Consider the following 21740-nt stretch of genomic DNA (forward strand, 5'->3'; position numbering starts at 1 on the left):
GCAGACGTCCTATTCCCGCTGGGCTGTCTCGCATAGGCTGAGAAACTCGCCTAGTCGCTGAGCTAAAGTTGTGCGATATTCAAAGCGGGATCGAACTCTGTCTACCGCAGCTCTATGCGAGACAATCTGCCGATGCCGGCAAACACGCCGTCCTTGACGCCGATCCCACCTGCACTAGCAGGCACTGATCGCCCCTTCGGCGCATAATACATAGCCACGAACAACTTTCAGCCTACCGCATTGCACGCACCGTAGCACCGTTCAAACCGGTGCCGTAACGGGCGCGCAAAAATCAGGAGGAGGAGTAATTATGAGCTATACAAAAAACCTCTGTTTCGGACTACTGGCTTCGGCATTTGCTGTCACGTTAAGTGCACCGGCAATCGCTCAGAACCAAACGCCGAAACCAAACATCGTCGTCATCATGGGCGACGACGTTGGCATCTGGAATATCGGGGCCTACAATCGCGGTATGATGGCGGGCCGCACGCCAAATCTCGATAAGCTTGCGGCCGATGGCATGCTCTTCACCGACTACTACGCCGAGGCGAGTTGCACGGCAGGCCGTGCGAACTTCATCACCGGCGAGTTGCCGGTCCGCACCGGCATGACCACGGTGGGCCAGGCGGGTTCTCCGATCGGTCTGCCGGCTGCTGCCCCCACGCTCGCGACCGTGCTCAAGTCCATGGGCTATGCCACTGGGCAATTCGGCAAGAACCATCTCGGTGACCTGAACGAGTTCCTGCCGACCGTTCACGGTTTCGATGAGTTCTTCGGTTATCTCTACCACCTCGATGCGATGGAAGACCCCGCGCACCCTGGTTATCCGCAGGACCAACTGAACGTCGTCGGGCCACGCAACATGGTCCATTCCTGGGCGACAGAGGTGGATGATCCGACAGTAATGCCGCGCTGGGGCAAGGTGGGCAAACAACGGATCGAGGATGCCGGCACGCTCTATCCTGAGCGCATGAAGACCGTTGACGACGAAATCCAGTCCCTCTCTTTCAAGTTCATCGAAAAGGCCAAGGCGGACGGAAAGCCGTTCTTCCTGTGGCTCAACCCGACCCGCATGCACATCGTAACGCATCTCTCCGACAAGTATGAAAATATGCGCAACTCGGAGAATGGATGGACCATTCACGAGGCTGGCATGGCGCAACTTGATGACATCGTGGGCGCCACGATGCAAAAGCTCAAGGATATGGGCGTAGACGACAACACCATCGTCATGTTCACCACCGACAACGGAACCGAGAACTTTACCTGGCCTGATGGCGGGCAGACGCCGTTCTATGGCGGGAAGGGCACGACCTTTGAGGGCGGCTTTCGCGCACCGGCAATGATCCGCTGGCCTGGACATGTCCCGGCCGGCTCAATCGGTAACGGCTTGATTTCGGGCCTCGACTGGTTCCCGACTTTCACCGCGGCCGCAGGCAATGCCAATATTGCCGTGGAACTTAAGGCCGGAAAGGAAATGAACGGGCAGAAGTACAAAGTGTATCTCGACGGTTATGACCAAACGAGCATGATCACCGGGTCGGGTCCGTCGAACCGCCACGAAATCTGGTATTTCGCCGAAAGTGCTCTCGGCGCCGCCCGCGTCGAAGACTACAAATATACCTTCAAGGAACAGCCCGGCGGCTGGCTCGGTGACACAGTGACATTGGGTGCGCCAACCATCGTCAATCTACGTCTGGACCCGTTCGAGCGGACAGCGTTTTACAAGGGGGGGAACACCGGCTCCCTCGAATATTTCGAATGGTATAAATTCGAGTTCTGGCGCTTCGTGCTTGTACAGCAGCGGGTAGAACAATTGGCGAAATCCGCCATCGAATTCCCACCCATGCAGACGGGCGCGAGCTTCGGGTTGAGTGCCGTCAAGGCGCAGATTGCCGAAGCCATGAGGAAGCAGGCGCAATAGGCAGTCCTGCATTTCGAAGGGCAGCTCGCAGGGGCTGCCCACTTTCGTAGCTAAGCCCAGAGCAGCTGACGCACCTTATGTCGCCGGGGCCTTACGCAACGATCCGGCATGGAAAGGCACTCCGCACGGCTTCGAAATTCCGTATACGCTGCGGTCCTGGCCGTAACAGCGAGGCTCTCCTCATCCACGTGCTCATGCTTTCACAGCCGAGAAGAACAGGAACCGCGGCTTGGTCGTCAGGCTCTGATAGGCCTGCGGAAAAAGCGTGCGGGCTTCAGGGTCGGGTTGCGGCTCGCTGACGATATCGATCTGAAATCCGGCCGACTTCAGCGCCTCGAACATGGCGTGCAGCGGCCGATGCCAGAAGCGCATGGCGATATCCTTTCCGCCGCGCTGCCAGGTCTCATCGAAACTGTAGGTCTCGAAATAATTGTCGCGGCCGGTCGAGGCGTGATCCATGAAGGGATGGTGGGTGGAAAGAACCAGGCGACCGCCTTCAGGCAGCAGCCGGTTGAATTCCGCAAGCGGCCTCGACCAGTCGGGCAGATAATGCATGACCAGCGAGGCAAGGATCAGATCGAAAGCTTTGTCCGTAAACGGCAATGGATCGTTCAGATCCGCCGCTAGCAGCCGCGCGCGCCCTTGCAGGCGACGTTGCGCGATCTCCAGCATGCCGGCACTTGCGTCGATCCCGGTCACAACAGCCCCGCGCTCAAGCAGCGCTGCCGCATGCGCCCCGCCGCCGCATCCCGCATCGAGCACGGAAAGTCCGGCGACCTCGCCAACCAGGGCAAGTATAGCCGGCCGCACGTAATAGGCATTCCAGGCATTGACCTCGTTATCGGCATCATAAGCCGCCGCGAACGCATCATAATCATTCTCGGCCAAGATTTTTTCCTTTGCGAAGACTGTTCGAAGACGCCTGTGTGTCGGCGCTTGCTCGATCGACCTGCAAATAGGCCGAGATCAGTCACGCCCGATCTCAAGGGTGACATTGCCAAGACGCGCTGCATCCGAGCGCGAGCCTCCGCCATAGATCAAGGCAAGTGCCAAAAGACGACACGCCTGCGCCGCATGCTTGCTCTTGCGGGCCAGACGCCGAAGACCTTCCGCGTCAAAATCCGCCCGCAATGAAATCGCTGCTCCCATCGCAAACCTCTCGTTTGGCGTATTAATCCCTGTCAGCTTGCCGGATTGCGCGCGGTGACGATCCACGCCGCGCCGTCGATCATCACCGACCGCTCACCGGGGCAGCCCGCGAAGGCGGCACGAACCGCGGCCGAGGCGCGGGCCCGGATGTCGTCGGGTTGATCAGCGAGAGAGCGCGCCAGCGGGCCGACTTCGAGTGTCATCTTCACCGCGTCGTCGAGCGCCGCATCCCGCGTCTCCCCCTTGCCGAATGGGATAGAGGCATCGAAGGGCGCGATGGCGACATCGGTGAAGCCAGCCGCCGTTAGAATGCGCGCTACCCGCCCCTGGTCGCCAAACGAGAACGGGCCGGGCGCTTCGGGACCGGGCGGCGTCATCGGCGGGAGGATGCCCTTCATCGCGCCCATCGGCAAGCGAACCCAATCGTTCTCGGCCATGCCGCGCCAGCAGACGAAAGCGACCCGCGCGCCCGGCTTGAGCGCACGGCGCATATGAGCAAATGCCGCCGTAGGATCGTCAAAGAACATCACTCCGAAGCGCGAGAACAGGATGTCGAACGCGCCCTCGGGCAACTCGGTGCTGCTGGCGTCGGCCACCTGGAACAGGGCCGGCGTATCCTGCGGCGCTCGCGCGCGCGCGCTGCCGATCAGCGGTTCGGATATGTCCACGCCTAACACATGGCCCCCCGCGCCGACGCGGGCGGCCAGATCCAGACTGGACGCTCCCGCGCCGCAGCCGACGTCCAGCACGCGTTCGCCTGTAGCGGGCGCGGCGGCTTCGATCGCGGCCTGGCCGAACACCGCCATCATGGCATCGAGCCGGGCCTGGTAAGTGACCCAGCGCTCCCCGCTTTGGCCTTTCCAGTCGGCGACCTGATAAACATTTTCCTCTGTCATGCCATATCCTTGTTCTGATCCGTTCTTAACCAGGCTATCCGCCCGCGTGATTGTTGCCACCGTGCGCGGCGACGAACATGGCGACGGCCGACCGGCAATAGGATTCTATTTCGTTATCGTCCTCTGCTCTCGCCTCATCGAAGCGTGCGATAATCAGGAGATCGGATCCTTTGATAAGCGCGGCAAATAAGCGGGCGGACTGGAGAGGATCGGGCACGTTCAGAACCGCCTTCGTGTGCAACTGACGCAACAGGGCCTCGATTTGGGCGATGACATAGGCGGGGCCGGCTTCGTAATGGAGCTTGCTTAACGACTTCTGATTCGTCTTGTCGGCCATGATCATGGCTTCGACACTGCGCACCTCCGGGCTCAACAGCGTGCGAAGCAGGGATGTTCCCACCGCCATGAGCTGATGTTCTGCCGAACCGTCGACGCCTTCAACAAGGGCCTGTGGTGCAAACTGATGGCAGTGGGCCGCGATGGCCGCACTGAACAGCGCCTCCTTGTTCTCGAAGTGCCGATAGATGCTGAGCTTGGAGATCCTCGCTCGCTGGGCGACCTTGTCCAATGTCGTCGCTTGAAAACCCAATTCCACAAAGAGTTCGCACGCGGCGTCGACTATCGTTTGGCCAAGCGCCTCGTTGGCGGGCCGGCCGCGCCGGGCCTGGCTATTTTCGGTCACGACAATTACGATCCTTGACAGTATCTTAATTCTGGCATTACGATACTACGTAGTATCTGAAATACGCAAGCCGAAGAATGGATTTTACCCTGTCTTCCAAATCAAGTTTCCCTGGGCCGCTTGGCGATATCGAATGCCTATCGCTGAATGAGTTTTTGCGCCTGGCCCAACCCAACCCCCTCCATCCGCAACACGGAGCCCATCACCATGGATGACGTCATCATCATCGGCGGCAGCTTTGCCGGTCTCGCCGGCGCCCTGCAGCTCGGCCGTGCCCGCCGCAAGGTCACCGTTCTCGATACCGGCCTGCCGCGCAATCGCTTCGCCGGCCACTCGCATGGTCTGCTCGGCCACGATCACAAGCCACCGCTGGACATTCTGGCCGAGGCGCGGCAGCAACTGGCGCGTTATCCCACGATCAGGCTGGTCAATGCCCGGGCCGACAGCATCTCCGGCACCATCGACGACTTCTCCGTCCTCACTGGCGATGGCGAAAGCCTTGGAGCGCGCCGCCTGATCCTGAGTTATGGCGTTGCCGACCAGATGCCTGCTGTTCCGGGTTTTGCCGAAAGCTGGGGCACATCCATCGTGCCCTGCCCCTATTGCGATGGCTTTGAAGTCGCCGGCCAGCATTGGGGCCTCGTCTGGTCCGGCCCGCCGTCGCACAATTATGTCAGGCTGTACCACGACTGGACCGACACGTTGACGGTCTTCGCCGATGGTCACGACATTGCACCCGATATCCGGGCCGATCTGGCGCGCCGCAACATACCTGTCGTTGATGGCCGGATCGCCGAAATCGCCCATCACCGGGGCCATATCACCACCGTTAATCTCGAGAGCGGCCGCAATGCCGCGGTCGACATCCTGTTCGCGCATCCGCGCAACAAGCCGTCTGCAAGCCTGCATGACTCACTGGGCCTCGCCACGGTCAATACGCCCTTCGGCATCGCCCTCAAGGTCGACGAGCGCCGCGAAACCAGCACGCCCGGCATCTATGCTGCCGGCGATCTTGCAAACCCAGCCATGGCCTCGGTCACCACGGCAATATCGCAGGGCGCGACGGCGGGTATCTCCGCCCAGCAGTCGATGCTGGTTTGAGAAGACACAGATGGAGTTCCAACACGTCACCTTCGACCCTGATCAATGAGGAGGCAGGCGCTGAGCGATTGCTCAAGCCAGGGATCATCCGGCGTGGCACGCAGTGGTCGCTGTCGTCATCGAAGGCTCGCTGGTTGTCGGTTTCGATCGCGGGAAGGGAGGCGTCCACTGCGTGCCGCACGAGAGCTGGTAGCGCGGCATTCTCACGTGCACTTTGCCGGGATCATACCAATCCGTAAGAAATGCAGCCTCGGTTGTTCGACCCTCGCACTTTACGAAAATGTATAGTTCCAGCGAAGTCCCCGTGAGGTTTGGAGCGCAGGCTTGGCGCCATCATTGCCAAGTCGAAGGTCAGCTCTCTCATGAACATGCGCACCGCACCTGCCGCCCTTATGCCGGCCCTTCATCCGGTCAGCCTGCGGGTGAACACCTATCTGATCAATCTCGACCGCGCGCCATTGCGCCGATTTCGAATGGAACGCCTGCTGGCAAGCTTCGGCCTTGCCTTCGAGCGCGTGGCGGCGGTCGATGGGGCAGGGCTGAGCCTGCCGCATCCGGGTTTTGACGAAGCAGCCTATCTCAGCCGGCACGGCCGCCGGCCAAACCCTTTCGAGATCGGCTGTTATCTCAGCCATGTCGAATGCGCCAAGCGCTTCCTCGGCAGCCATGCCGAGTTCGCGCTCATTCTGGAAGACGATCTCGATTTCGATGACGATCTGGCCGAGCTGCTCGAGGCCGCTCTTGAGCACCAGGCGCGCTGGGACATCCTGCGGCTGTCGACCGTCAATTCCGGGAAAAAGCACAAGGTGGAGCCGCTGACCGCGTCACGCTCGCTTGCCATCGCGCTCACCCGCGAGAAAGGGTCCGGCGCCTATCTGATCAATCGCAAGGCGGCGGGCTGGATTGCCGACGTGCTTGTCCCCATGCGTCTGCCTTATGATCTCGCCTTCGATCTGGAGTTCGATGATGGGCTGAGCGCCTGCTTCGTCGATCCGCTGCCGGTCAGCCAAAGGGCCGATCCCTGTTCCCAGATCCAGGCAGGGCTTTCGACCTATCGGCTGGGCCGCCGCCGGCCGTGGAGTGTCCTGCCATATCGAACGGCGGCTGAGGTGCGCCGGTTTGCTCGTCGCTTCCGCCGTCTCGCGGCTTGGCGGCTGAGCGGTCAGGACCGCTCCTCCGGGGTGAGCGGCTAGGGCCGCTCCCCCGGGGTGAGCGGCTAGGGCTTCTCCGCCGAGATCAGCGGGAAGCCGATCGAAACGATGAGGCCGGGATGATTGTCCGCCATGGTGATCTCGGCCGCATGCAGCTCGGCGATCGCCTTGACGAGGCTGAGCCCAAGCCCGCTTCCCGGCGTCGTGCGGCTCTTGTCGAGCCGGTAGAGACGCCGGAAGACCTTGTCCCTTTCGCCGGCGGGAATGCCGGGGCCGCTATCGGCGACCGAAACGATGGCGCGGCCGCCCTGGCAGCGGAGCGAAACCGTGATGTCGGTTCCGGCCGGGCAGTGGTTGATCGCGTTCTCCACCAGGTTGGCGATCATCTGCGTCAGCAGGTCACGGTCGCCGCGGATGAGCGCGGGACAGCGCTCCGCGATATCAAGCGCCATCAGCGCGTCTTCGGCGACGTCGGCATAGACCTCGGAAATGACGGCAAGCACGGCGTCGATATCGGTCGCCTGGAAACGCTCCTTGCGGGCGCCGGCCTCGATCTGGGAAATGCGCAGCAGCGCCTCGAAGGTGGCGTTGATCCGGTCGCTCTCGTGTCGCGCTTCGTCAAGCAGAGCCGAAACATCCGCCTGCTGGTCGTTGCCGGCCACCGCGGCATCCAGCGTCAGGCGCAGCCTGTTCAGAGGCGTCTTCAGATCATGGGCGATATCGGCGCTCACCTGCCGCATGCTCTCGACCAATCTCTGCAGCCGTTCCAGCGCCGCATTGATCTGGATCGCCACCGTATCGAGATCGTCGCCGTTTCCGGTGATCGCAATGCGGGCCTGAAGCTGGCCAAGCGAGACATCGTTCATGGTGAGGGCGACCCGGTCGAGCCGCGCCTGGGCACGAACGGCGAGAAAGACGCCGCCGCCGATCGCCGTCGCCACGACGATCGTGGCCGCCCATTCGAAGCTCACCAGCACGATCCGCAGCATCTCGTCGACATCGTTGAAGTTTTCCGCCACCACCAGGCTGTAGGGACCGATCGTCGACACCTGCATCCGGTAGCGCTCATGCCCCTTCAGCCCGACATCCCTGGAGGTGACGGTATAGACGCCGTTCGGGATACGGGGGGCGGCAAAATTGCCGGCGAGTTTCTTGCCGGCATGGTCGGTCAGCGAGTAGAGCCCGTCGGAGGTCGACTGGAAGCTGGCATAATTGTTCAGCGTGTTGACCAGATCCTCGGTATCGTTGGGCTCGTAGGTCGAGACAACAAGCGAATTCATCTCGCCCAGCGACTGTTCGAGATCACGCGCAAGGCCGAGGCGCAGCATGTGATAGATGATAGCGCCACTGAGAATGAAGGTGACGACGAAGAGCACGCCGAAGGTGACGGCAAGCCGGAAGGGCGTGCTCCTGCGCAGGCTAGAGCATGATGCCGAAAAGTGTGCGCGGTTTTCGGACGACATCATGCTCTTACTCTTTAAATTGCGAACAGGATTTGAGATTTTCAGGCCGATGGGCCTGAAATCATCCTGTTCGAGGCGCATGCAGGCTGTATCCGGTGTTGCGAACCGTATGCAGAAGCTGGGCCTGGAACGGCTTGTCGACTTTGGCTCTCAGCCGGCTGATATGGGTCTCGACGACGCTGGTCTTCGGATCGAAGTGGAAATCCCAGACCCGCTCCAAAAGCATCGTCTTGGTGATGACCCGGCCTTCGCCGCGCATCAGCACCTCGAGCAGGGTGAATTCGCGCGGCTGCAGCTCGATCACCTGGCCGGCGCGGCGGGCCTCCCGCCGGATCAGATCGAGCTCGAGATCGGCAACCCTGAGCACTGTCCTCTGCTCCTGCACCGGCGGCCGCCGGCCAAGCGCATTGACGCGCGCCATCAGCTCGGAGAAGGCAAAGGGCTTGACCAGATAATCGTCGCCGCCCGCCTCCAGCCCCTCGACCCGATCGTCGACGCCGCCGACCGATGTCAGGAACAGCGCCGATGTGCCGACCTTGGCGGCCCTAAGTGAACGCACGATCGCCAGACCGTCGAGGCCCGGCAGCATGCGATCGACGACGATGACGTCATAGGCCTCGCGCTGCGCCTGAAACAGCCCATCGCGGCCGTCGCCGAACACGTCACAGACATGCCCGGCCTCGGAAAAACCCTTGGCGATATAATCGGACGTCTTGGTATCGTCCTCGATAAGCAGGATTCGCATCAGCCCGATCGTTCCCGGATGCCTGGGGGATCAATCTAGCTGATCAGACTTCGGCCTCAACTTACGGATTGGTAAGGTGGCGGGTGGGGGAGTGGAGCCTCAGGAAGTCGGGCGAAGAGGTAGGAGGTCGCCCGGGTTCCCAGTGGCGCCCGCAAGGGGCCGAAAGGTGCCTACGAACAGATTTCGAACCCGCGGGGGGCGGACGTTCTTCTTGGGTTGGAGTCAGACTGATCGCGCGATAGATGGCTTGACAGTGTGATCAGCACAGAGTTAGCGCTTTTGGCCACGCACTATCACCACATGGTCGTTTCGCTTTTTCACATTTGAGGGGCCACGCATGGATGTGCAAGCCGAAGTCGACCTTCCAACTCAGAGACAAGAGCGGGGTTGGGCATCGGCGACGTTGCTTTGTGTTCTGGCATCGCCAGTCTTCCTCGTTCTGAAAACACTCGCTTTTATGTTTGGCCTGAAGCCGTTCCTGTTTTTATTCGGGGCATTCCTCGTCGTCGCTGTCGTGGGGTATCTTCTTGGCCCGGTGTCGGTGGTTTGGAGTGGGTATATAGCGGTGACCGAGGTCATTCTTGGGCTTTCCGAAGACCACAAATACTTCTTGTGCTGTTCGTCGAAAGACCGATTTGAAGCAGAAGTTGTTTCGTGGGTGCCAGTTTTGATGTTTCCGGCAGGAATGACGAGCTGCCTACTTCTAGCTCGGTCTATGTTTTGGAAATCCCTCACGCTCCGACAGATGATATTGGTTGTCGCGGCCTCGACTGTTATCGCGCAAGGTCTGTTGTGGTACTACGAATGGCAAGAGGTGATCGTGAAATGTTCGGCCGTTCAGTGTAATTTCTGAAACGATTTGGGAATTGACTCACCGCGACTAACCTGAAGCTACAGGGTGGTTTTTGCTACCTAATCCCGAACGAAAAGGGTCAAAGCCGTCATGATCGTTCTGGAAGGCCGGCTTTCGGTCTCGACGGACGGGGGAACGGTCACCGCCGGCCCCGGCGAGATCGTCTACATGCCCATCAGCCCGATCGTTCCCGGATGCCTGGGGCAGTAATCTAGCTGATCGGGCTTTGGTCACAACTTACGGATTTGTAAGGTGATTGGCATCCCCGACAAGCTCCCATAGATCGACCTTCTCGGCGCGCCCCTTGAGCTGCACCAGGCCGAGCGGGCGAAGGTGGAAGCGATCGGCGACCGCGTCGCGTGTGGCCGCACTCACCAGGATCGAGGTATTGAATTCCTTGTTCAGTCCCTCCAGCCGTGAGGCGACATTGATCGTATCGCCCATGGCCGTGTACTGCTGTCGCGAAATCGCGCCAAAACTGCCGACGACCGCCGGGCCGGTGTGCAATCCAAATCGCGTGACGAGGGCGGGACGGCCATTTTGACGATTGGCTTCGTTCAAGTCGTCGACCGCCGCTTTCATGGCAAGCGCGCATCGGCAGCCGTTTTCGGCATGTCCGGCATCGGGAACAGGGGCGTTCCACATGACGAAAATGGAGTCGCCGAGATATTGCACGACAGTCCCGCCATGGCGCTCGGCGATGGTGTTCAACAGTTCGAAATAGGCCGACAGCGTATCGACCACGTCTTCAGGCGAATGCTGCTCGGAGATGGTGGTGAAGTCGCGGATGTCGGTGAAGAGCACGGTCACATCCTGCCGCTGCGCCTTGACGGCGGTTCTTCCCTGGGGATCGATGATCCGTCTGACGACTTCGCGCGGAACATAGAGGGCAAACTGGCCGATGGCATGGCGGCTTGCCGCCAGCGCGCTCGCCAGCGTGTTGATCTCCGTTATAAGGGAATGGGAGACGCCCTTCTCGCCGACGTCGAGATCGCCGATCCTGCGCGCCTCGTCCGCCAGGCGATAGAGGGAGCGGCTGACCATGCGGGACAGCATCACCGTTGCAGCGACACCCGCGATCACGAAGGCGCTGGCAATGAGGAGATTGCGCACAAGCAGCCGATTGGCCTCAGCCACCAGGTCCTCCAGCGGCACGACGATTGCGGCCACGCTTCCCTGAAACAGGCCAGACACGCTGACGGGGGCAATCTGCACCAGATGACTTTCACCATCGAAATCGACCCGCGCCAGGCCGCCATTGGCAAAGGCGGGATCCTGCCTGAGCCGGGCCACGGTTGCGAGGCTGGTGTCGAAACCGTTTGCGGTCGCGGCAAAGGCGCCTGCCGTTCTCGACCATAGTCCGATGATCCTGCTCATGACAGCCGGGTCGGAATGGGCGACGAGATCACCGCCACCATTGATGATGTAGGCTCTTGCTCGCGGCGAAATCTGACCCGCGTCCAGCAGGCGGCTGACGGTCTGCAGGTGAATGTTGATGCCGACCACCACCTGGCCATTGTCCCGCATCGGCGCTGCGATTGTCAGCGTCGGAACCTTGAGCGTGCCGGCGACATAGGGTCCAACGGAAACCGGGATACCGTCCTGAACGACGGATTGATACCACGGGCGTTGCCGCGGATCGAAGGATGCATATTCGACGTTCCTCGTCCCTATCTCAATGGCTTGGCTGTCGAGAAAGCGAAGCGTCGATATGACGTCGGTCGTTTGTCTCTGTGCAATCGTTCTGACCGCGAATGCCGTGCCTTCAGGCACCGAGAGGGTCTGGCGAACATCGTCCCTTACCGTATTGATGACCTGCAGGTACGAGCCATCGGGATAGCCCGTGTAGATGCTCGTCGCGTTCGGGACGTTTCGCAGAACTTCCAGAAAGAATTGCTGTTTTGCCTTGATATCTTGGGGCGGCGGGGAAGTAAGCTGCGGCAGGGTCGCGGCGAGTGCGACCGCCTCGGTGCCGCCCTGCAGCGTATTCCGGTATCCCTCGATCAGCCGCAAGCTCATCTCGCGCATTTGCTGCACGCCCGCGCTCACCGCAGCATCGCGTCCATGGCTGAACGCCATCCAGATGATCGGCGTCGACGTGCAAAGCAGCGATGCGACGACCAGGACGCCGAGATGCAGTCTTAGCGGTTTCGACCAGTGCACGAGATTTTCCTCGGAATGCGGACACGTCTCAGCACACGAAGCTCAACGATGGCAGCTAACCGCTTTTTGAAAACTTACACAAGGTGATGATATCGGTTCTCCGGCGCTTGTGCAGATAAGCTGGCTGCGGCTGCCTCGCGACCGTTCAGGTTTTCCTGCGGCGGGGGCGTCGAAAAGCCATAGCGAGCTTCCGCGACAACTCAAATGGCGGGCATCTCCCCTTGAGCACCGCCATGAAGCCCGAAAGACCGTCATGTCCGGTCGCCGCCACGATAGGCACTCTGTCGGAGGATGCTCGCCGCCCGGCACGCCGGCGCCGTACTGCGGCGGCGTTTCACCATATCGAAGGGAGGGGCTGAGAATGCCCTTGTCTCAGGTTTCGCCGGGACGAACTGCGCGGGCCGAGGTGAGCTTCTCGGCGTATAGCCGGATCAGCCATGCGCCTGGCCGGTCTTAGCTCATGACGCTCTTTTGCAGCTCGATCAAGCCGATTGGCGCCAGGCCGTTGCTTTACGAACTTTCGGTGCAACTTCAGTGCCAAGCAGCTCGATGGAGCGTCGCATCGCGTCATTATCCAGTGCGGCTGTGCTCATTTGAAAGGTGAACCGCGACACGCCTCCCAAGGCCTTATCGGCGGCGACTATCCGGTCCTCCACCGTTTGTGGACTGCCGACCAGGAACGCGCCGTTCGGGCCGCACATGTGCTCGAATTGCGCCTCTGTCGGCGGCGGCCACCCTCGTTCCTTTCCCGCTTCCGTAAACATCTGAAACCAGCCGGGGAAAAACGCCTCTTTCGCAGCCTTGTCGGTTTCTGCGACAAAGCCGAGAGCATGGACACCGATCTTCCGCTTGTCCGGATCGTGGCCAGCGTCGCGCCAAGCGTCGCGATAGAGTTCCACAAGAGGCCGAAAGCGATCGAAGCTGCCACCGATGATCGCGATCATCAGCGGCAAGCCAAGCGTTCCAGCCCGCGCGAAAGACCCCGGTGTTCCGCCCACGCCGAGCCAGATTGGAAGATCGTGTTGATAGGGACGCGGATAAATTCCCTCGCCCTTCAGCGAGGGGCGGAAACGGCCCTGCCAGTCGACTTTGGGGTTGGCTCTGATCTTGAGCAGAAGCTCGAGCTTCTCGACGAAGAGCGCGTCATAGTCGCGCAAATCGAACCCAAACAATGGATAGGCATCAACGGACGAACCACGACCGACAACGAGCTCGGCTCGGCCGCGAGATATAAGGTCAAGAGTGGCGAAATCCTGAAAGACTCGGACGGGGTCGGCCGCACCAAGGACTGTGACTGCGCTTGTCAGCCTGATCGATTTCGTCCGTGCTGCGGCAGCAGCCAGGATTATCGCCGGCGCTGAATCCAGAGCATTTGCGCGGTGGTGTTCACCCATCCCGAAGACATCCAACCCCACTTGGTCTGCCAGTTCGACCTCGGCGAGGACGCTTGCCATACGATCGGCGGCCGACTGCAACCGGCCTGTGGCAGGGTCAGTCAAAAGCATCGCAAAACTATCGATACCGATTTCCAAGGAGAACTCCTTCCAAGTTTCAATCGCAGGGAACGCTCAGTAGGCGTCCGTCGTGTCGCCGCGTTGTGGCTCCTTCCAGCCCAGCGACTGGCCCATTTGGGTAGTGTGGCAAGATGCCAGACTTAAACACGCAAGGAGAAAAACAGTGAAACGTATCATCAGTGCCTCTGACGAGAGCTGAAACTCATTGCGAGCAAAGTGCGCGCCCGCAATGACGGTGATATCTGGTGATTGAACCGCCTGGCGTTTAACGCAGGGAATCCAAAATGACAGCGAAGCTGCGACGGTGGAGCCACGCCACTGTGCCGGTCATCGCCAGCAACACTACGGCTGGCAATGGATTGCCGCCGATCAGGAAAAGGTGAGTGAGGACGGCGAACACCATGGTGACAGCGAGCGTCAGAGCGCCGAATGCCGTGCTTGCGGTCACCAGCAGCGCGATCGCGCCGCCGACTTCCACGATGCCCGTCAACACGCGAAACCACTGACCAAAACCCACTTGGTCGAAAATCGCCACCATCATCGGCACCCCGGCAATCTTTGCGCCCCCGGCCGCCAGGAACACGGCAGCAGAAAGAAGGCGCAGAGCCCAGGATGCAACGCGGACGGCTTTACTCTGTGAAATCAGCGGAGAATATGCGGCTGTCATCGGTATCTACTTTCCCCTATCTGCCATGGGCAGGACCAAAATAATTGTCTGTTGCCTCTCATCACACGGCGGAAAGCATTGGGAAAGCCGATATTTAATGATGGATACCATCGTGTAATCCGATATTACATCCATGTCGGTATTGGTGAAGGGAACAGAGATTGGACGGAATATCGCTCGATCAATTGCGCACTTTTGTGGTGACTGTCGATGAAGGGAGCTTCTCTGCGGCAGGCCGCAGACTGGGGCGGGCCCAGTCGGCCGTCAGCGAACTCATTCGCAGCCTGGAAATTAGACTCGGCGTTGAATTGTTCGATCGGGATGGCCGATATCCTCGATTGACCGGAGCAGGAGATTTGCTGCTTCCAAAAGCCCGCGAGATCATCGCCAAGGTGGACATATTCAAATCCTACGCGAAGGGGATGGCCACCGGGCTGGAAGCAGAGCTGTCCGTCGTCATCGACGTGTTCTTTCCCATCCACATAATCGCTGAGGCAGCAAAGGACTTTCGCGAGCGTTTCCCAACTGTTCCCTTGCGTCTGTTCGTGGAGGCGCTGGGTGGCACGGTGGAGCCTATACTTGATCGAAGAGCCAATGTCGGCATCGTTGGCTCTTTGCCGGTCATGCCTTCAGGGATCGCAACCGAGCCTCTCGGCAGTATCCTGTTCAATATCGTTGCTTCCGCAGACCATCCGTTATCATTGATCGAAGGGCCGATTTCCAAGAGCCAACTCGAGCAGCATGTCCAGCTGATCCTCACCGATCGTACGGAGTTGTCGGCCGGGCGGGAATTCGGCGTGATGTCTTCGCAGACCTGGCGGCTGGCCGACCTCTTCGCCAAACATACCTTTCTGGTCAACGGCCTTGGTTGGGGCGGGATGCCGGAACATGCCGTGAAGACGGATATCGAGGAAGGGCGGCTGGTCTCGCTGATCATCGAGGATTTACCTGCAGGCGGACTTCGACTGCCAGTGTCCATCGCCTATCGATCCGACGATCCGCCAGGCCCTGCAGGACGCTGGTTTATCGGTCGACTAACAGCGTGTGCCAACGACAGCTCCATCAAATAGCGCCACCGTCCATGATGGAACACGCGAGCTTCCTCCCGGAAAGTTCAACGGCTACGCCTGACTCGCCGAAGCCCCACTACCCTGCAACGATTTCGCTGATCTGCACGATGGGCGCGATGTCCGTATAGTTGGCGACGTCCGCGACGATCTCGGCGCGGTGGGGACCGAACGCCTCCTGGAATATCCCCAGGGTTGGCGAGTAGATGTGGCACGCCGCGACGAACTCCGGCGCGCTTCCAGGTTCGCGACCCGCAAGGCCCTTCTCGATCTCGTAGCGCAGGCAGGCATCGCCGAGCCGTTCCTGGATCAGTGGCATGTGGCGGGTGCGGTAGTAGTCGTGATCGAACTTCGAGCCGCCATTGGCCGGATAGTAGACGCTCATCTTGATCATGGTCGGGCACCTGCCTGAACGCCTCTCCGAGCGTCCGAGGGGACTTATAGCTCTCCGACTCGTGAAGCGCATCCAGATTTTGGCCGAAGCGAGTTTGACGAGCGCAAGGTTGTTTTCGCTGTGCTTTTCGAAGCGAGTGGCTGACCTAACCGTGAGGCCAACCCGCCCCGGCCGTCTCGACCTCGACGGACAACAGTTGGCCAGTTCCGCCCATCTGGTCCATCTTGTCCATCCCGAACCATCTGGCGGCAGTTATGTAGAGGGTGGTTCGATCAGGTCCACCCAGCATGCAGGCGAAGGCGCCGCGATCGAGCTTCACGTCATCGAGGAGCGCGCCGCCTTCACGAACCCTGCAGCAGCAGGCATTGGGTACGTCGGCGTACCAGATCGCCCCTTCAGCGTCGAAGCATATGCCATCGGGCCACCCGGGAAGATCGGCCCAAACCCTTCGATGGGAAAGTCGCCCGTCGGCGGCGACGTCAAACGATGTCAGCCGTTTCGCCCAGCTTTCGGCGCAAACCAGTGTGCGCCCGTCCGCAGAGAGAGCCATTCCGTTCGGAAACTGAAAGCCTTCCGCTTGTGTTTCGACCGTCCCGTCTGGATGTATCAGCAGGATCGCGGGTCCGTTGACGTAGATACGGCCTTGCGGATCGATCACGATCTCGTTCCAGCCATTCGCTCCCAGCTCGGCGAACTCTTCCAGTCCGGAGCCGTTGAACCGCAGCAAGTGCGACGCCCCGGACGCGATGACGTACATGTCGCCCTGTGGTCCGAAGTCGAATGACAGGGGCGGGGCTTTCGCGGTTGTCGCCACTCTGACAGTTCCGTGCTCGCTCAAGGCGAGAATTTCGCCGCTTGTCCAATCCGCGAACCACAGCTCGCCGTCATGCCATCGTGGGCATTCGACCAGCCCCCGGTCTTCCAACCGAACCCTTGTCCTGTTCATTTCGCCCTCCTGTCGTTCTGCGCCTTGGCCCGTCAAATGGAGCCACTTGGTAAAGACGAGTAAGCAAAGCCAATACCGACACTTGTCTGGCGAAAAGGGCACGGCCGTATCCCGTACCAGCGGCGTTGACGTCCGGATAACGCCTGGATCAAACCGCGAAAGTGAGGCTGACGTGGCACGCCTGTTCGCACCCGGAGGAAATTATGGAGGAGGTGCCACAAGCTTGCTTGAAGGGACAGATGCTATCCTCAGTTTGCAGATTATCCTATGGCGGCATCCCTACGGGAGAACGTGAAAACTGGACACTCCAGCCTTATGGAAGCCGTCGAGCCAAAGTTTCCCATCTTCTGGCAAAGCGCATATCCTTACAGTATTGTGGGCATAGACAGTGGCATCGAACGTGTCCGGCTTCTGCCGCACTATGACTGCAGCTTCCTCCACCCTGCCAAGCTGGGCGAGACAGGCCGCCTGGTTTAACTTGAAAAAATAAGGTGGATTAATGAGGGTTCCGTACGCTGCCAGTGCCGCATCGAACCTGCGCGCCAAGTAGTAGCAGTCTCCGAGACTAGAAACGAACGCCGGAGGTAACAGCGGCTCGAACCTGCAGCCCCGTTCGACAAGAGCTAAGCCTTCCTCGTGCCTCCCCGCATAGGCAACGATCATGCCTCGTGCGACAAGAACGTTTATGTCGTGCGGGCTGATCGTGATCGCAATGTCAGAGTAACGCAGGGCATCATCAATATTCCCGACCAGCAAGAAGCATGCAGCAACGCTTGTAAGGACGAAGGGATCAGACTTGTCGACCGCGATTGCGCGCGCGGCGAACTGCTGGCACTGAACCTCAAGTTGGGCGTCTGTTGCGGCGCTCGGCTCACTGAACCGCCAATATGCACAGAGTAATCCCAGCGAAGCGAGAGCGGGCGCATATGTCGGATCGATACGGACCGCCTCGTGCATGTGTTCGCGTGCGCCATGTTCGTCGCCATTGCGCCAGGCCGCCCCTGCTCGGAGCCACGATGTATAGGCGGAAATAGTTGTCGTAGAAGCCCTTCCGCGCGTGTTGCCGGCGACCTCTTGAAGGTTGAAAAACAGGCGGCCAATAATCGCCTCGACGATTTCATCCTGAACCGCGAACACGTCTGCCATCTCCCGATCGAATTTCTCGGCAAAGACATGAGTCCCGGTTTGTACGTCGATCAATTGCACCGTAGCGCGCATTCGCTGGCCTGCCAGCCGAACACTGCCTTGGAGGACGAAATCGGCGCCGAGCTGTCGGCCCACCTCCGCCACATTTACAGATTGGCCCTTGTAGTTAAACGTGGTGTTTCTAGCTACCACGGAAAGATTCTTGAAACGGCTGAGTTCGGTTATGATGTCTTCGGTGATGCCATCGGCGAAATAGTCCTGTTCAGCGTTTCCCGACATGTTGGCGAGGGGTAGAACGGCGACGGTGGTGAATTCCTTGCCGCGAAAAAGCATAGCGGAGGGTAGTCCGCGCGCCGTCTCCATCCCAAAGGTCCTGACTGGCGCAGCGATGTTCTTGAGCTGCACCAGCCCCAGGTCCTTCATCGTTATGGAAATTTTCCCTCGAACTTCATTGTGGACCTTTTCGGATATGCAGATGCCCCCAGGCTCGGCAAGCGTTTCCAACCGCGCTGCTATATTGACTCCTTCGCCATAGATATCTGAGCCTTCACCGATCACATCGCCGATATTGATGCCGATCCGGAGCACGATCTGACGGGACTCTGGAATATTGGCATTCGCCTCCGCCATCTTCTGCTGAAGCTCTAACGCGGCCTCGACGGCGTCGATCGCGCTGCCGAATTCCACCAACACCCCGTCACCCATCAACTTGACAACGCGCCCTCGGTTGGCGCGCACCACGGGGTCGAGCACATGCCTTCGCCGCTCCTTCAGCATCTCGAATGTCCCAGCCTCATCGGCTTCCATCATTCGAGAATAGCCAACTACATCCGCGACAAGAACCGCAACGAGGCGGCGGTGTATTGTTTTTTCGACCACGCTCCGACGTCCCCGATCACTTTGCTGGGAAGCCAAACTTGTGGCACGTTATCGGATTGTGGCTTTGAGCGAAACTTCTTGTGACACTTGCTCCATAATGCCGGACTGTCCCCGCAGGAGGGACACCGACCCGCGACTGGTTATGTGGAAAGTGCCACTGGGTCCGATCCGGGGCCAAGCCCTTGTCTGCACACTGTTTAGGACGGCCCCGTCATCCGGGGGCGTGGTGCCGTCGGTTGCCGCAAGTCCAGCAGGCGCCGCGTTTCCGGCGGCGCTTTCAGCTGGAAATGAGCGGAGACGCCTTGCGAATCGTATAAGTCTGTGCTTATGTGTTGGCATGATAGAGAACGACATCTTCAAGGCTTTGGCTGATCCCACCCGTTGCGCGATCTTTGAGAAGCTGGCGACCGGAAGCATGAATGCCAGCGCTTTGCGCGATGGCATGACGATCAGTCAGCCTGCCATGTCCCAACACCTCTCCGTTCTGCGGAGCGCGAGACTGGTGCGGGAGGAACGACAGGGGCGCTTTGTGAACTACGAGGTCGATCCAGAAGGCTTGGCACTCATTGCCGGATGGCTGGCGAAGTATCGCGCCTACTGGCCCGCTCGCATCGACGCCCTCAAAGCTCTGCTGAAGGATATGGATCAATGAACGAGAGCAAGACCGACGATCACGACAGGGGCATCGAGCTTGAGTACGAAATCGACGAGCCGCCGCACAAGGTCTGGCGCGCGATAAGCATTCCGGAGTTTCGAGAGAAATGGTTGCCGAAAGAGGCATTGGCCGATCCGGAGGCTGCGTCTCTGACGCCGGGGCAAGAGGTCCGCTACCGGATGCGCGAAAGCGAACCGCCGTTCCTTGAAAGCGTGGTCATCTTTCGGATCACCCCCAACGACACCGGCGGAACCAAGCTGCGGATCATTCACCAGCTTACGGACGTCAGCTTCGATCGGATGACCCGCGCAACCGCAAACAATAATAGCCTGCCCCTCATGCTCGCCGCCTGACGCGGCGAGCTTCCCTTTAAATTCTGGAAGATTGGAGTTCGCCGATGCGCGAAGCGATGCAACTCGTCCCCATGGTGGTAGAGCAATCAAGCAGAGGGGAGCGATCTTTCGACATCTATTCCCGCCTGCTTCGTGAAAGGATCATCTTTTTGAATGGCGAAGTGAACGACACCGTGTCTGCGCTGGTCTGCGCACAATTGTTGTTCCTCGAAGCGGAAAACCCCAAGAAGCCAATCAGCCTCTATATCAATTCCCCCGGCGGCATGGTGACGAGCGGCCTCGCCATGTATGACACCATGCGTTACATCCGCGCTCCGGTGCATACGCTTTGCATGGGGACAGCCCGCTCGATGGGATCGTTCCTGCTGATGGCGGGTGAACCCGGACAGCGGGCAACACTGCCCAATACAAGCATCCTCGTCCATCAGCCATCCGGTGGCTTTCAGGGACAGGCATCGGACATGCTCATCCATGCCGAGGAAATCAGACGAACCAAGGACCGGATGACACGTCTCTATGCCGAGCATTGCGGACGCAGCTATGAGGAATTCGAACGCGCGATGGACCGCGACCGTTTCATGACCGCAGAGGAAGCTCTGGAATGGGGGTTGGTCGACCGCATCCTACAGGTCCGGGAAGAAAATCTGGACGCAACGGCATAAGCGTAGCCTCGGATTGAAATGGTCCATTCATGCGTCGATTGGTTGGAAGAACGCTAGTGCGTGCGCTATTCTCTGGCCTCAGCGAAGACTTCGGTATCTGGAAGGATTTTGCCGACCGCTACCGAGGACGAATCTTTGTTGGACTTTTCCTAACAGCCTCTAACGAGGGTTTGGGTATCTCTCCCCAGACCTTGAGTGCCATCAGCGTCGGTGGGCTTGAACTTGATCTCGATGTCTACAGCGGTGACGCCGACGCGGACGTAGGGGACATTCAAAGCAGCAACTGAACGCAATGACCGGCCTGAGACGAACTGGACGGCCGACTTTGGCTAAGGCTACGTCACCGCACTATGCCACGGCAACGGGCACAAACAGAGCCAGATCGACGAGCTTCTGCCGTGGAATTATGCTGCCTTTACCTAACAGTTCGCCCGAACGCATTAGGCTCAAAAGAGCCATTCTGGACGCGGTTTACTCATTTCAATAACTCATTTTTTCTGGCGTAATTGTCGCGTGCGAGGATGAACTCCCGGCTCCAGACATCAATGGCATGATAGCCGCGATCCAGTATCTCCTGGACGGAAGTGTCGGAGTCTATCTTATCTACTCGAACCCACTGATTGCGTGGATATTCCGCACCAAAGGCGTTGATAAGTTGCGTCATGATGGTCGCGTAGTGGCGCAGTTCCATTGCCTGCAACGCATCCCGAACAATAGGAGCCAAAGTACCGGATGAGTTCTCGAAGAACTGAGGAAGGCCGCCATTGGCGACTTCCCCGTCGAAAATAACCGTAGCGTAAAGGTAGACATAAGGCAGCCCCAACCGCTCGACCGTCCCCGGAATAAGCTCGTCTTCAATCGAAATCCCGCGCTCTGCCTGCTCAATCCCTTGTTTAAGGAGCCAGTCATCGAGCGAGCCAAGATCATTGTATGGCGCTGTCATGATGACTCTCAACTATCCAACCCACCTACGTGAGGTTGTTGATACGATCAAATCGCGAAGCCTGCAAACGGCTATAGTTGCTGTGCCCATCAACGCCGCGATTATTGAGCAGCACACCGCTTACGATCCGAACGATCCGGCTGTCCATCAATCTCAGCATCGCGTCGAGAGAAGTTACCAATAACCCTGTCTATGACGCTGGCCGGATAGTCCGCCGAATGCTGATGCGGATCGTAGTTGTCACCAGCGCGCTTATCAAAGGAGCATCCCCGCCAATGGCGAGCCCGATTTCAATCTCGTCGGTCATCGGCAAAGCCTAGGCCAGCGTGGCTGTTTCTTCAATCACCGCTTCAACCCTCCTTGCGACGTGCGAGGAGGGCTGAATTC

21 protein-coding genes and 2 pseudogenes are annotated in these 21740 nt (G+C 59.5%); 10 read left to right on the forward strand and 13 right to left on the reverse strand.

Features of this window, described 5'->3' with window-relative positions; all coding sequences use genetic code 11:
- The first annotated feature begins 310 nt into the window (after positions 1–310).
- Positions 311–1924: an arylsulfatase gene (locus AC1D2N_RS09440; RefSeq protein ID WP_130651914.1), complete on the forward strand. Its 1614-nt coding sequence runs from the start codon at positions 311–313 to the stop codon at positions 1922–1924.
- Positions 1925–2116: 192 nt separating this feature from the next.
- On the opposite strand, the gene AC1D2N_RS09445 is transcribed toward AC1D2N_RS09440, so the two are convergent.
- The 4 genes and pseudogenes from AC1D2N_RS09445 to AC1D2N_RS09460 all read right to left on the reverse strand — a co-directional run bounded on the left by AC1D2N_RS09445 (position 2117) and on the right by AC1D2N_RS09460 (position 4651).
- The gene (locus tag AC1D2N_RS09445; RefSeq protein WP_477981154.1) at positions 2117–2812 is read right to left on the reverse strand and encodes a class I SAM-dependent methyltransferase; all 696 of its coding nucleotides are present in this window, start codon (positions 2810–2812) and stop codon (positions 2117–2119) included.
- Between the two features lie 81 nt (positions 2813–2893).
- Positions 2894–3073 (reverse strand): annotated as a pseudogene (locus tag AC1D2N_RS09450) (IS630 family transposase); the annotation flags it as partial.
- A 32-nt stretch (positions 3074–3105) separates the two neighbouring features.
- Positions 3106–3969 (reverse strand): class I SAM-dependent methyltransferase, encoded by an 864-nt coding sequence (locus AC1D2N_RS09455; RefSeq protein ID WP_130651916.1) that lies wholly within the window; start codon positions 3967–3969, stop codon positions 3106–3108.
- 34 nt (positions 3970–4003) lie between these two features.
- Positions 4004–4651, reverse strand: coding sequence for a TetR/AcrR family transcriptional regulator (locus tag AC1D2N_RS09460; protein WP_018449601.1), 648 nt, complete (start codon positions 4649–4651; stop codon positions 4004–4006).
- A gap of 207 nt (positions 4652–4858) precedes the next feature.
- Here AC1D2N_RS09460 and AC1D2N_RS09465 point away from each other — a divergent pair, with 207 nt between their 5' ends.
- Together AC1D2N_RS09465 and AC1D2N_RS09470 are read left to right on the forward strand one after the other, a co-directional pair.
- Positions 4859–5752 (forward strand): NAD(P)/FAD-dependent oxidoreductase, encoded by an 894-nt coding sequence (locus AC1D2N_RS09465; RefSeq protein WP_130651917.1) that lies wholly within the window; start codon positions 4859–4861, stop codon positions 5750–5752.
- Positions 5753–6114: 362 nt separating this feature from the next.
- Positions 6115–6945 carry a glycosyltransferase family 25 protein gene (locus tag AC1D2N_RS09470; protein ID WP_130651918.1) on the forward strand — a complete coding sequence of 277 codons (831 nt, stop codon included), beginning with the start codon at positions 6115–6117 and terminating at the stop codon, positions 6943–6945.
- 23 nt (positions 6946–6968) lie between these two features.
- On the opposite strand, the gene AC1D2N_RS09475 is transcribed toward AC1D2N_RS09470, so the two are convergent.
- Together AC1D2N_RS09475 and AC1D2N_RS09480 are read right to left on the reverse strand one after the other, a co-directional pair.
- Positions 6969–8369 (reverse strand): sensor histidine kinase, encoded by a 1401-nt coding sequence (locus AC1D2N_RS09475; RefSeq protein ID WP_130651919.1) that lies wholly within the window; start codon positions 8367–8369, stop codon positions 6969–6971.
- 58 nt (positions 8370–8427) lie between these two features.
- Positions 8428–9111: a winged helix-turn-helix domain-containing protein gene (locus tag AC1D2N_RS09480; RefSeq protein WP_130651920.1), complete on the reverse strand. Its 684-nt coding sequence runs from the start codon at positions 9109–9111 to the stop codon at positions 8428–8430.
- A 337-nt stretch (positions 9112–9448) separates the two neighbouring features.
- On the opposite strand from AC1D2N_RS09480, the gene AC1D2N_RS09485 reads away from it, so the two are divergent.
- Together AC1D2N_RS09485 and AC1D2N_RS09490 are read left to right on the forward strand one after the other, a co-directional pair.
- Entirely contained in the window at positions 9449–9964 is a 516-nt protein-coding gene (locus AC1D2N_RS09485) for a hypothetical protein (protein WP_130651921.1), read from the forward strand.
- 78 nt (positions 9965–10042) lie between these two features.
- Positions 10043–10138 (forward strand): annotated as a pseudogene (locus tag AC1D2N_RS09490) (hypothetical protein); the annotation flags it as partial.
- Between the two features lie 63 nt (positions 10139–10201).
- Here the strand turns inward: AC1D2N_RS09490 and AC1D2N_RS09495 are convergent.
- The 3 genes from AC1D2N_RS09495 to AC1D2N_RS09505 all read right to left on the reverse strand — a co-directional run bounded on the left by AC1D2N_RS09495 (position 10202) and on the right by AC1D2N_RS09505 (position 14308).
- Positions 10202–12127 carry an adenylate/guanylate cyclase domain-containing protein gene (locus tag AC1D2N_RS09495; RefSeq protein ID WP_130728918.1) on the reverse strand — a complete coding sequence of 642 codons (1926 nt, stop codon included), beginning with the start codon at positions 12125–12127 and terminating at the stop codon, positions 10202–10204.
- 482 nt (positions 12128–12609) lie between these two features.
- The gene (locus tag AC1D2N_RS09500; protein ID WP_130651923.1) at positions 12610–13659 is read right to left on the reverse strand and encodes an LLM class flavin-dependent oxidoreductase; all 1050 of its coding nucleotides are present in this window, start codon (positions 13657–13659) and stop codon (positions 12610–12612) included.
- A gap of 247 nt (positions 13660–13906) precedes the next feature.
- The gene (locus tag AC1D2N_RS09505) at positions 13907–14308 is read right to left on the reverse strand and encodes a DoxX family protein (RefSeq protein WP_130651924.1); all 402 of its coding nucleotides are present in this window, start codon (positions 14306–14308) and stop codon (positions 13907–13909) included.
- 161 nt (positions 14309–14469) lie between these two features.
- On the opposite strand from AC1D2N_RS09505, the gene AC1D2N_RS09510 reads away from it, so the two are divergent.
- Positions 14470–15378: a LysR family transcriptional regulator gene (locus AC1D2N_RS09510; protein WP_130651925.1), complete on the forward strand. Its 909-nt coding sequence runs from the start codon at positions 14470–14472 to the stop codon at positions 15376–15378.
- A gap of 76 nt (positions 15379–15454) precedes the next feature.
- On the opposite strand, the gene AC1D2N_RS09515 is transcribed toward AC1D2N_RS09510, so the two are convergent.
- From AC1D2N_RS09515 to AC1D2N_RS09525, 3 genes are all read right to left on the reverse strand, one after another.
- A complete protein-coding gene (locus AC1D2N_RS09515; protein WP_130651926.1) occupies positions 15455–15769 on the reverse strand; it encodes an EthD family reductase in 315 nt (104 codons plus the stop codon).
- 145 nt (positions 15770–15914) lie between these two features.
- The gene (locus tag AC1D2N_RS09520; RefSeq protein WP_130651927.1) at positions 15915–16715 is read right to left on the reverse strand and encodes an SMP-30/gluconolactonase/LRE family protein; all 801 of its coding nucleotides are present in this window, start codon (positions 16713–16715) and stop codon (positions 15915–15917) included.
- 279 nt (positions 16716–16994) lie between these two features.
- On the reverse strand, positions 16995–18740 hold the full coding sequence (locus AC1D2N_RS09525) for an adenylate/guanylate cyclase domain-containing protein (protein ID WP_130651928.1): 1746 nt from the start codon (positions 18738–18740) through the stop codon (positions 16995–16997).
- A gap of 337 nt (positions 18741–19077) precedes the next feature.
- On the opposite strand from AC1D2N_RS09525, the gene AC1D2N_RS09530 reads away from it, so the two are divergent.
- Genes AC1D2N_RS09530 through AC1D2N_RS09545 form a run of 4 tightly spaced genes read left to right on the forward strand, consistent with a single transcriptional unit; the run spans position 19078 to position 20697 of the window.
- On the forward strand, positions 19078–19392 hold the full coding sequence (locus AC1D2N_RS09530; RefSeq protein WP_018449587.1) for an ArsR/SmtB family transcription factor: 315 nt from the start codon (positions 19078–19080) through the stop codon (positions 19390–19392).
- The gene (locus tag AC1D2N_RS09535) at positions 19389–19748 is read left to right on the forward strand and encodes an SRPBCC family protein (protein ID WP_130651929.1); all 360 of its coding nucleotides are present in this window, start codon (positions 19389–19391) and stop codon (positions 19746–19748) included. The genes AC1D2N_RS09530 and AC1D2N_RS09535 overlap by 4 nt, the downstream gene beginning before the upstream one ends.
- A 44-nt stretch (positions 19749–19792) precedes the next feature.
- Entirely contained in the window at positions 19793–20410 is a 618-nt protein-coding gene (locus AC1D2N_RS09540) for an ATP-dependent Clp protease proteolytic subunit (protein ID WP_018241031.1), read from the forward strand.
- 56 nt (positions 20411–20466) lie between these two features.
- Entirely contained in the window at positions 20467–20697 is a 231-nt protein-coding gene (locus AC1D2N_RS09545; RefSeq protein ID WP_130651930.1) for a hypothetical protein, read from the forward strand.
- A gap of 188 nt (positions 20698–20885) precedes the next feature.
- Here AC1D2N_RS09545 and AC1D2N_RS09550 read toward each other — a convergent pair whose 3' ends face one another.
- The gene (locus tag AC1D2N_RS09550; protein ID WP_130651931.1) at positions 20886–21353 is read right to left on the reverse strand and encodes a DMP19 family protein; all 468 of its coding nucleotides are present in this window, start codon (positions 21351–21353) and stop codon (positions 20886–20888) included.
- Positions 21354–21740: the final 387 nt, after the last annotated feature.

The organism is Rhizobium sp. P1_B8 (assembly GCF_056406515.1).

Bases quoted from the DNA above. Each gene is read 5' to 3' on its own strand.
- AC1D2N_RS09440 (WP_130651914.1), top strand. From the start codon at position 311: ATGAGCTATACAAAAAACCTCTGTTTCGGACTACTGGCTTCGGCATTT.
- AC1D2N_RS09455 (WP_130651916.1), bottom strand. From the start codon at position 3,969: ATGACAGAGGAAAATGTTTATCAGGTCGCCGACTGGAAAGGCCAAAGC.
- AC1D2N_RS09465 (WP_130651917.1), top strand. From the start codon at position 4,859: ATGGATGACGTCATCATCATCGGCGGCAGCTTTGCCGGTCTCGCCGGC.
- AC1D2N_RS09470 (WP_130651918.1), top strand. From the start codon at position 6,115: ATGAACATGCGCACCGCACCTGCCGCCCTTATGCCGGCCCTTCATCCG.
- AC1D2N_RS09475 (WP_130651919.1), bottom strand. From the start codon at position 8,369: ATGATGTCGTCCGAAAACCGCGCACACTTTTCGGCATCATGCTCTAGC.
- AC1D2N_RS09480 (WP_130651920.1), bottom strand. From the start codon at position 9,111: ATGCGAATCCTGCTTATCGAGGACGATACCAAGACGTCCGATTATATC.
- AC1D2N_RS09485 (WP_130651921.1), top strand. From the start codon at position 9,449: ATGGATGTGCAAGCCGAAGTCGACCTTCCAACTCAGAGACAAGAGCGG.
- AC1D2N_RS09505 (WP_130651924.1), bottom strand. From the start codon at position 14,308: ATGACAGCCGCATATTCTCCGCTGATTTCACAGAGTAAAGCCGTCCGC.
- AC1D2N_RS09515 (WP_130651926.1), bottom strand. From the start codon at position 15,769: ATGATCAAGATGAGCGTCTACTATCCGGCCAATGGCGGCTCGAAGTTC.
- AC1D2N_RS09520 (WP_130651927.1), bottom strand. From the start codon at position 16,715: ATGAACAGGACAAGGGTTCGGTTGGAAGACCGGGGGCTGGTCGAATGC.
- AC1D2N_RS09530 (WP_018449587.1), top strand. From the start codon at position 19,078: ATGATAGAGAACGACATCTTCAAGGCTTTGGCTGATCCCACCCGTTGC.
- AC1D2N_RS09535 (WP_130651929.1), top strand. From the start codon at position 19,389: ATGAACGAGAGCAAGACCGACGATCACGACAGGGGCATCGAGCTTGAG.
- AC1D2N_RS09540 (WP_018241031.1), top strand. From the start codon at position 19,793: ATGCGCGAAGCGATGCAACTCGTCCCCATGGTGGTAGAGCAATCAAGC.
- AC1D2N_RS09550 (WP_130651931.1), bottom strand. From the start codon at position 21,353: ATGACAGCGCCATACAATGATCTTGGCTCGCTCGATGACTGGCTCCTT.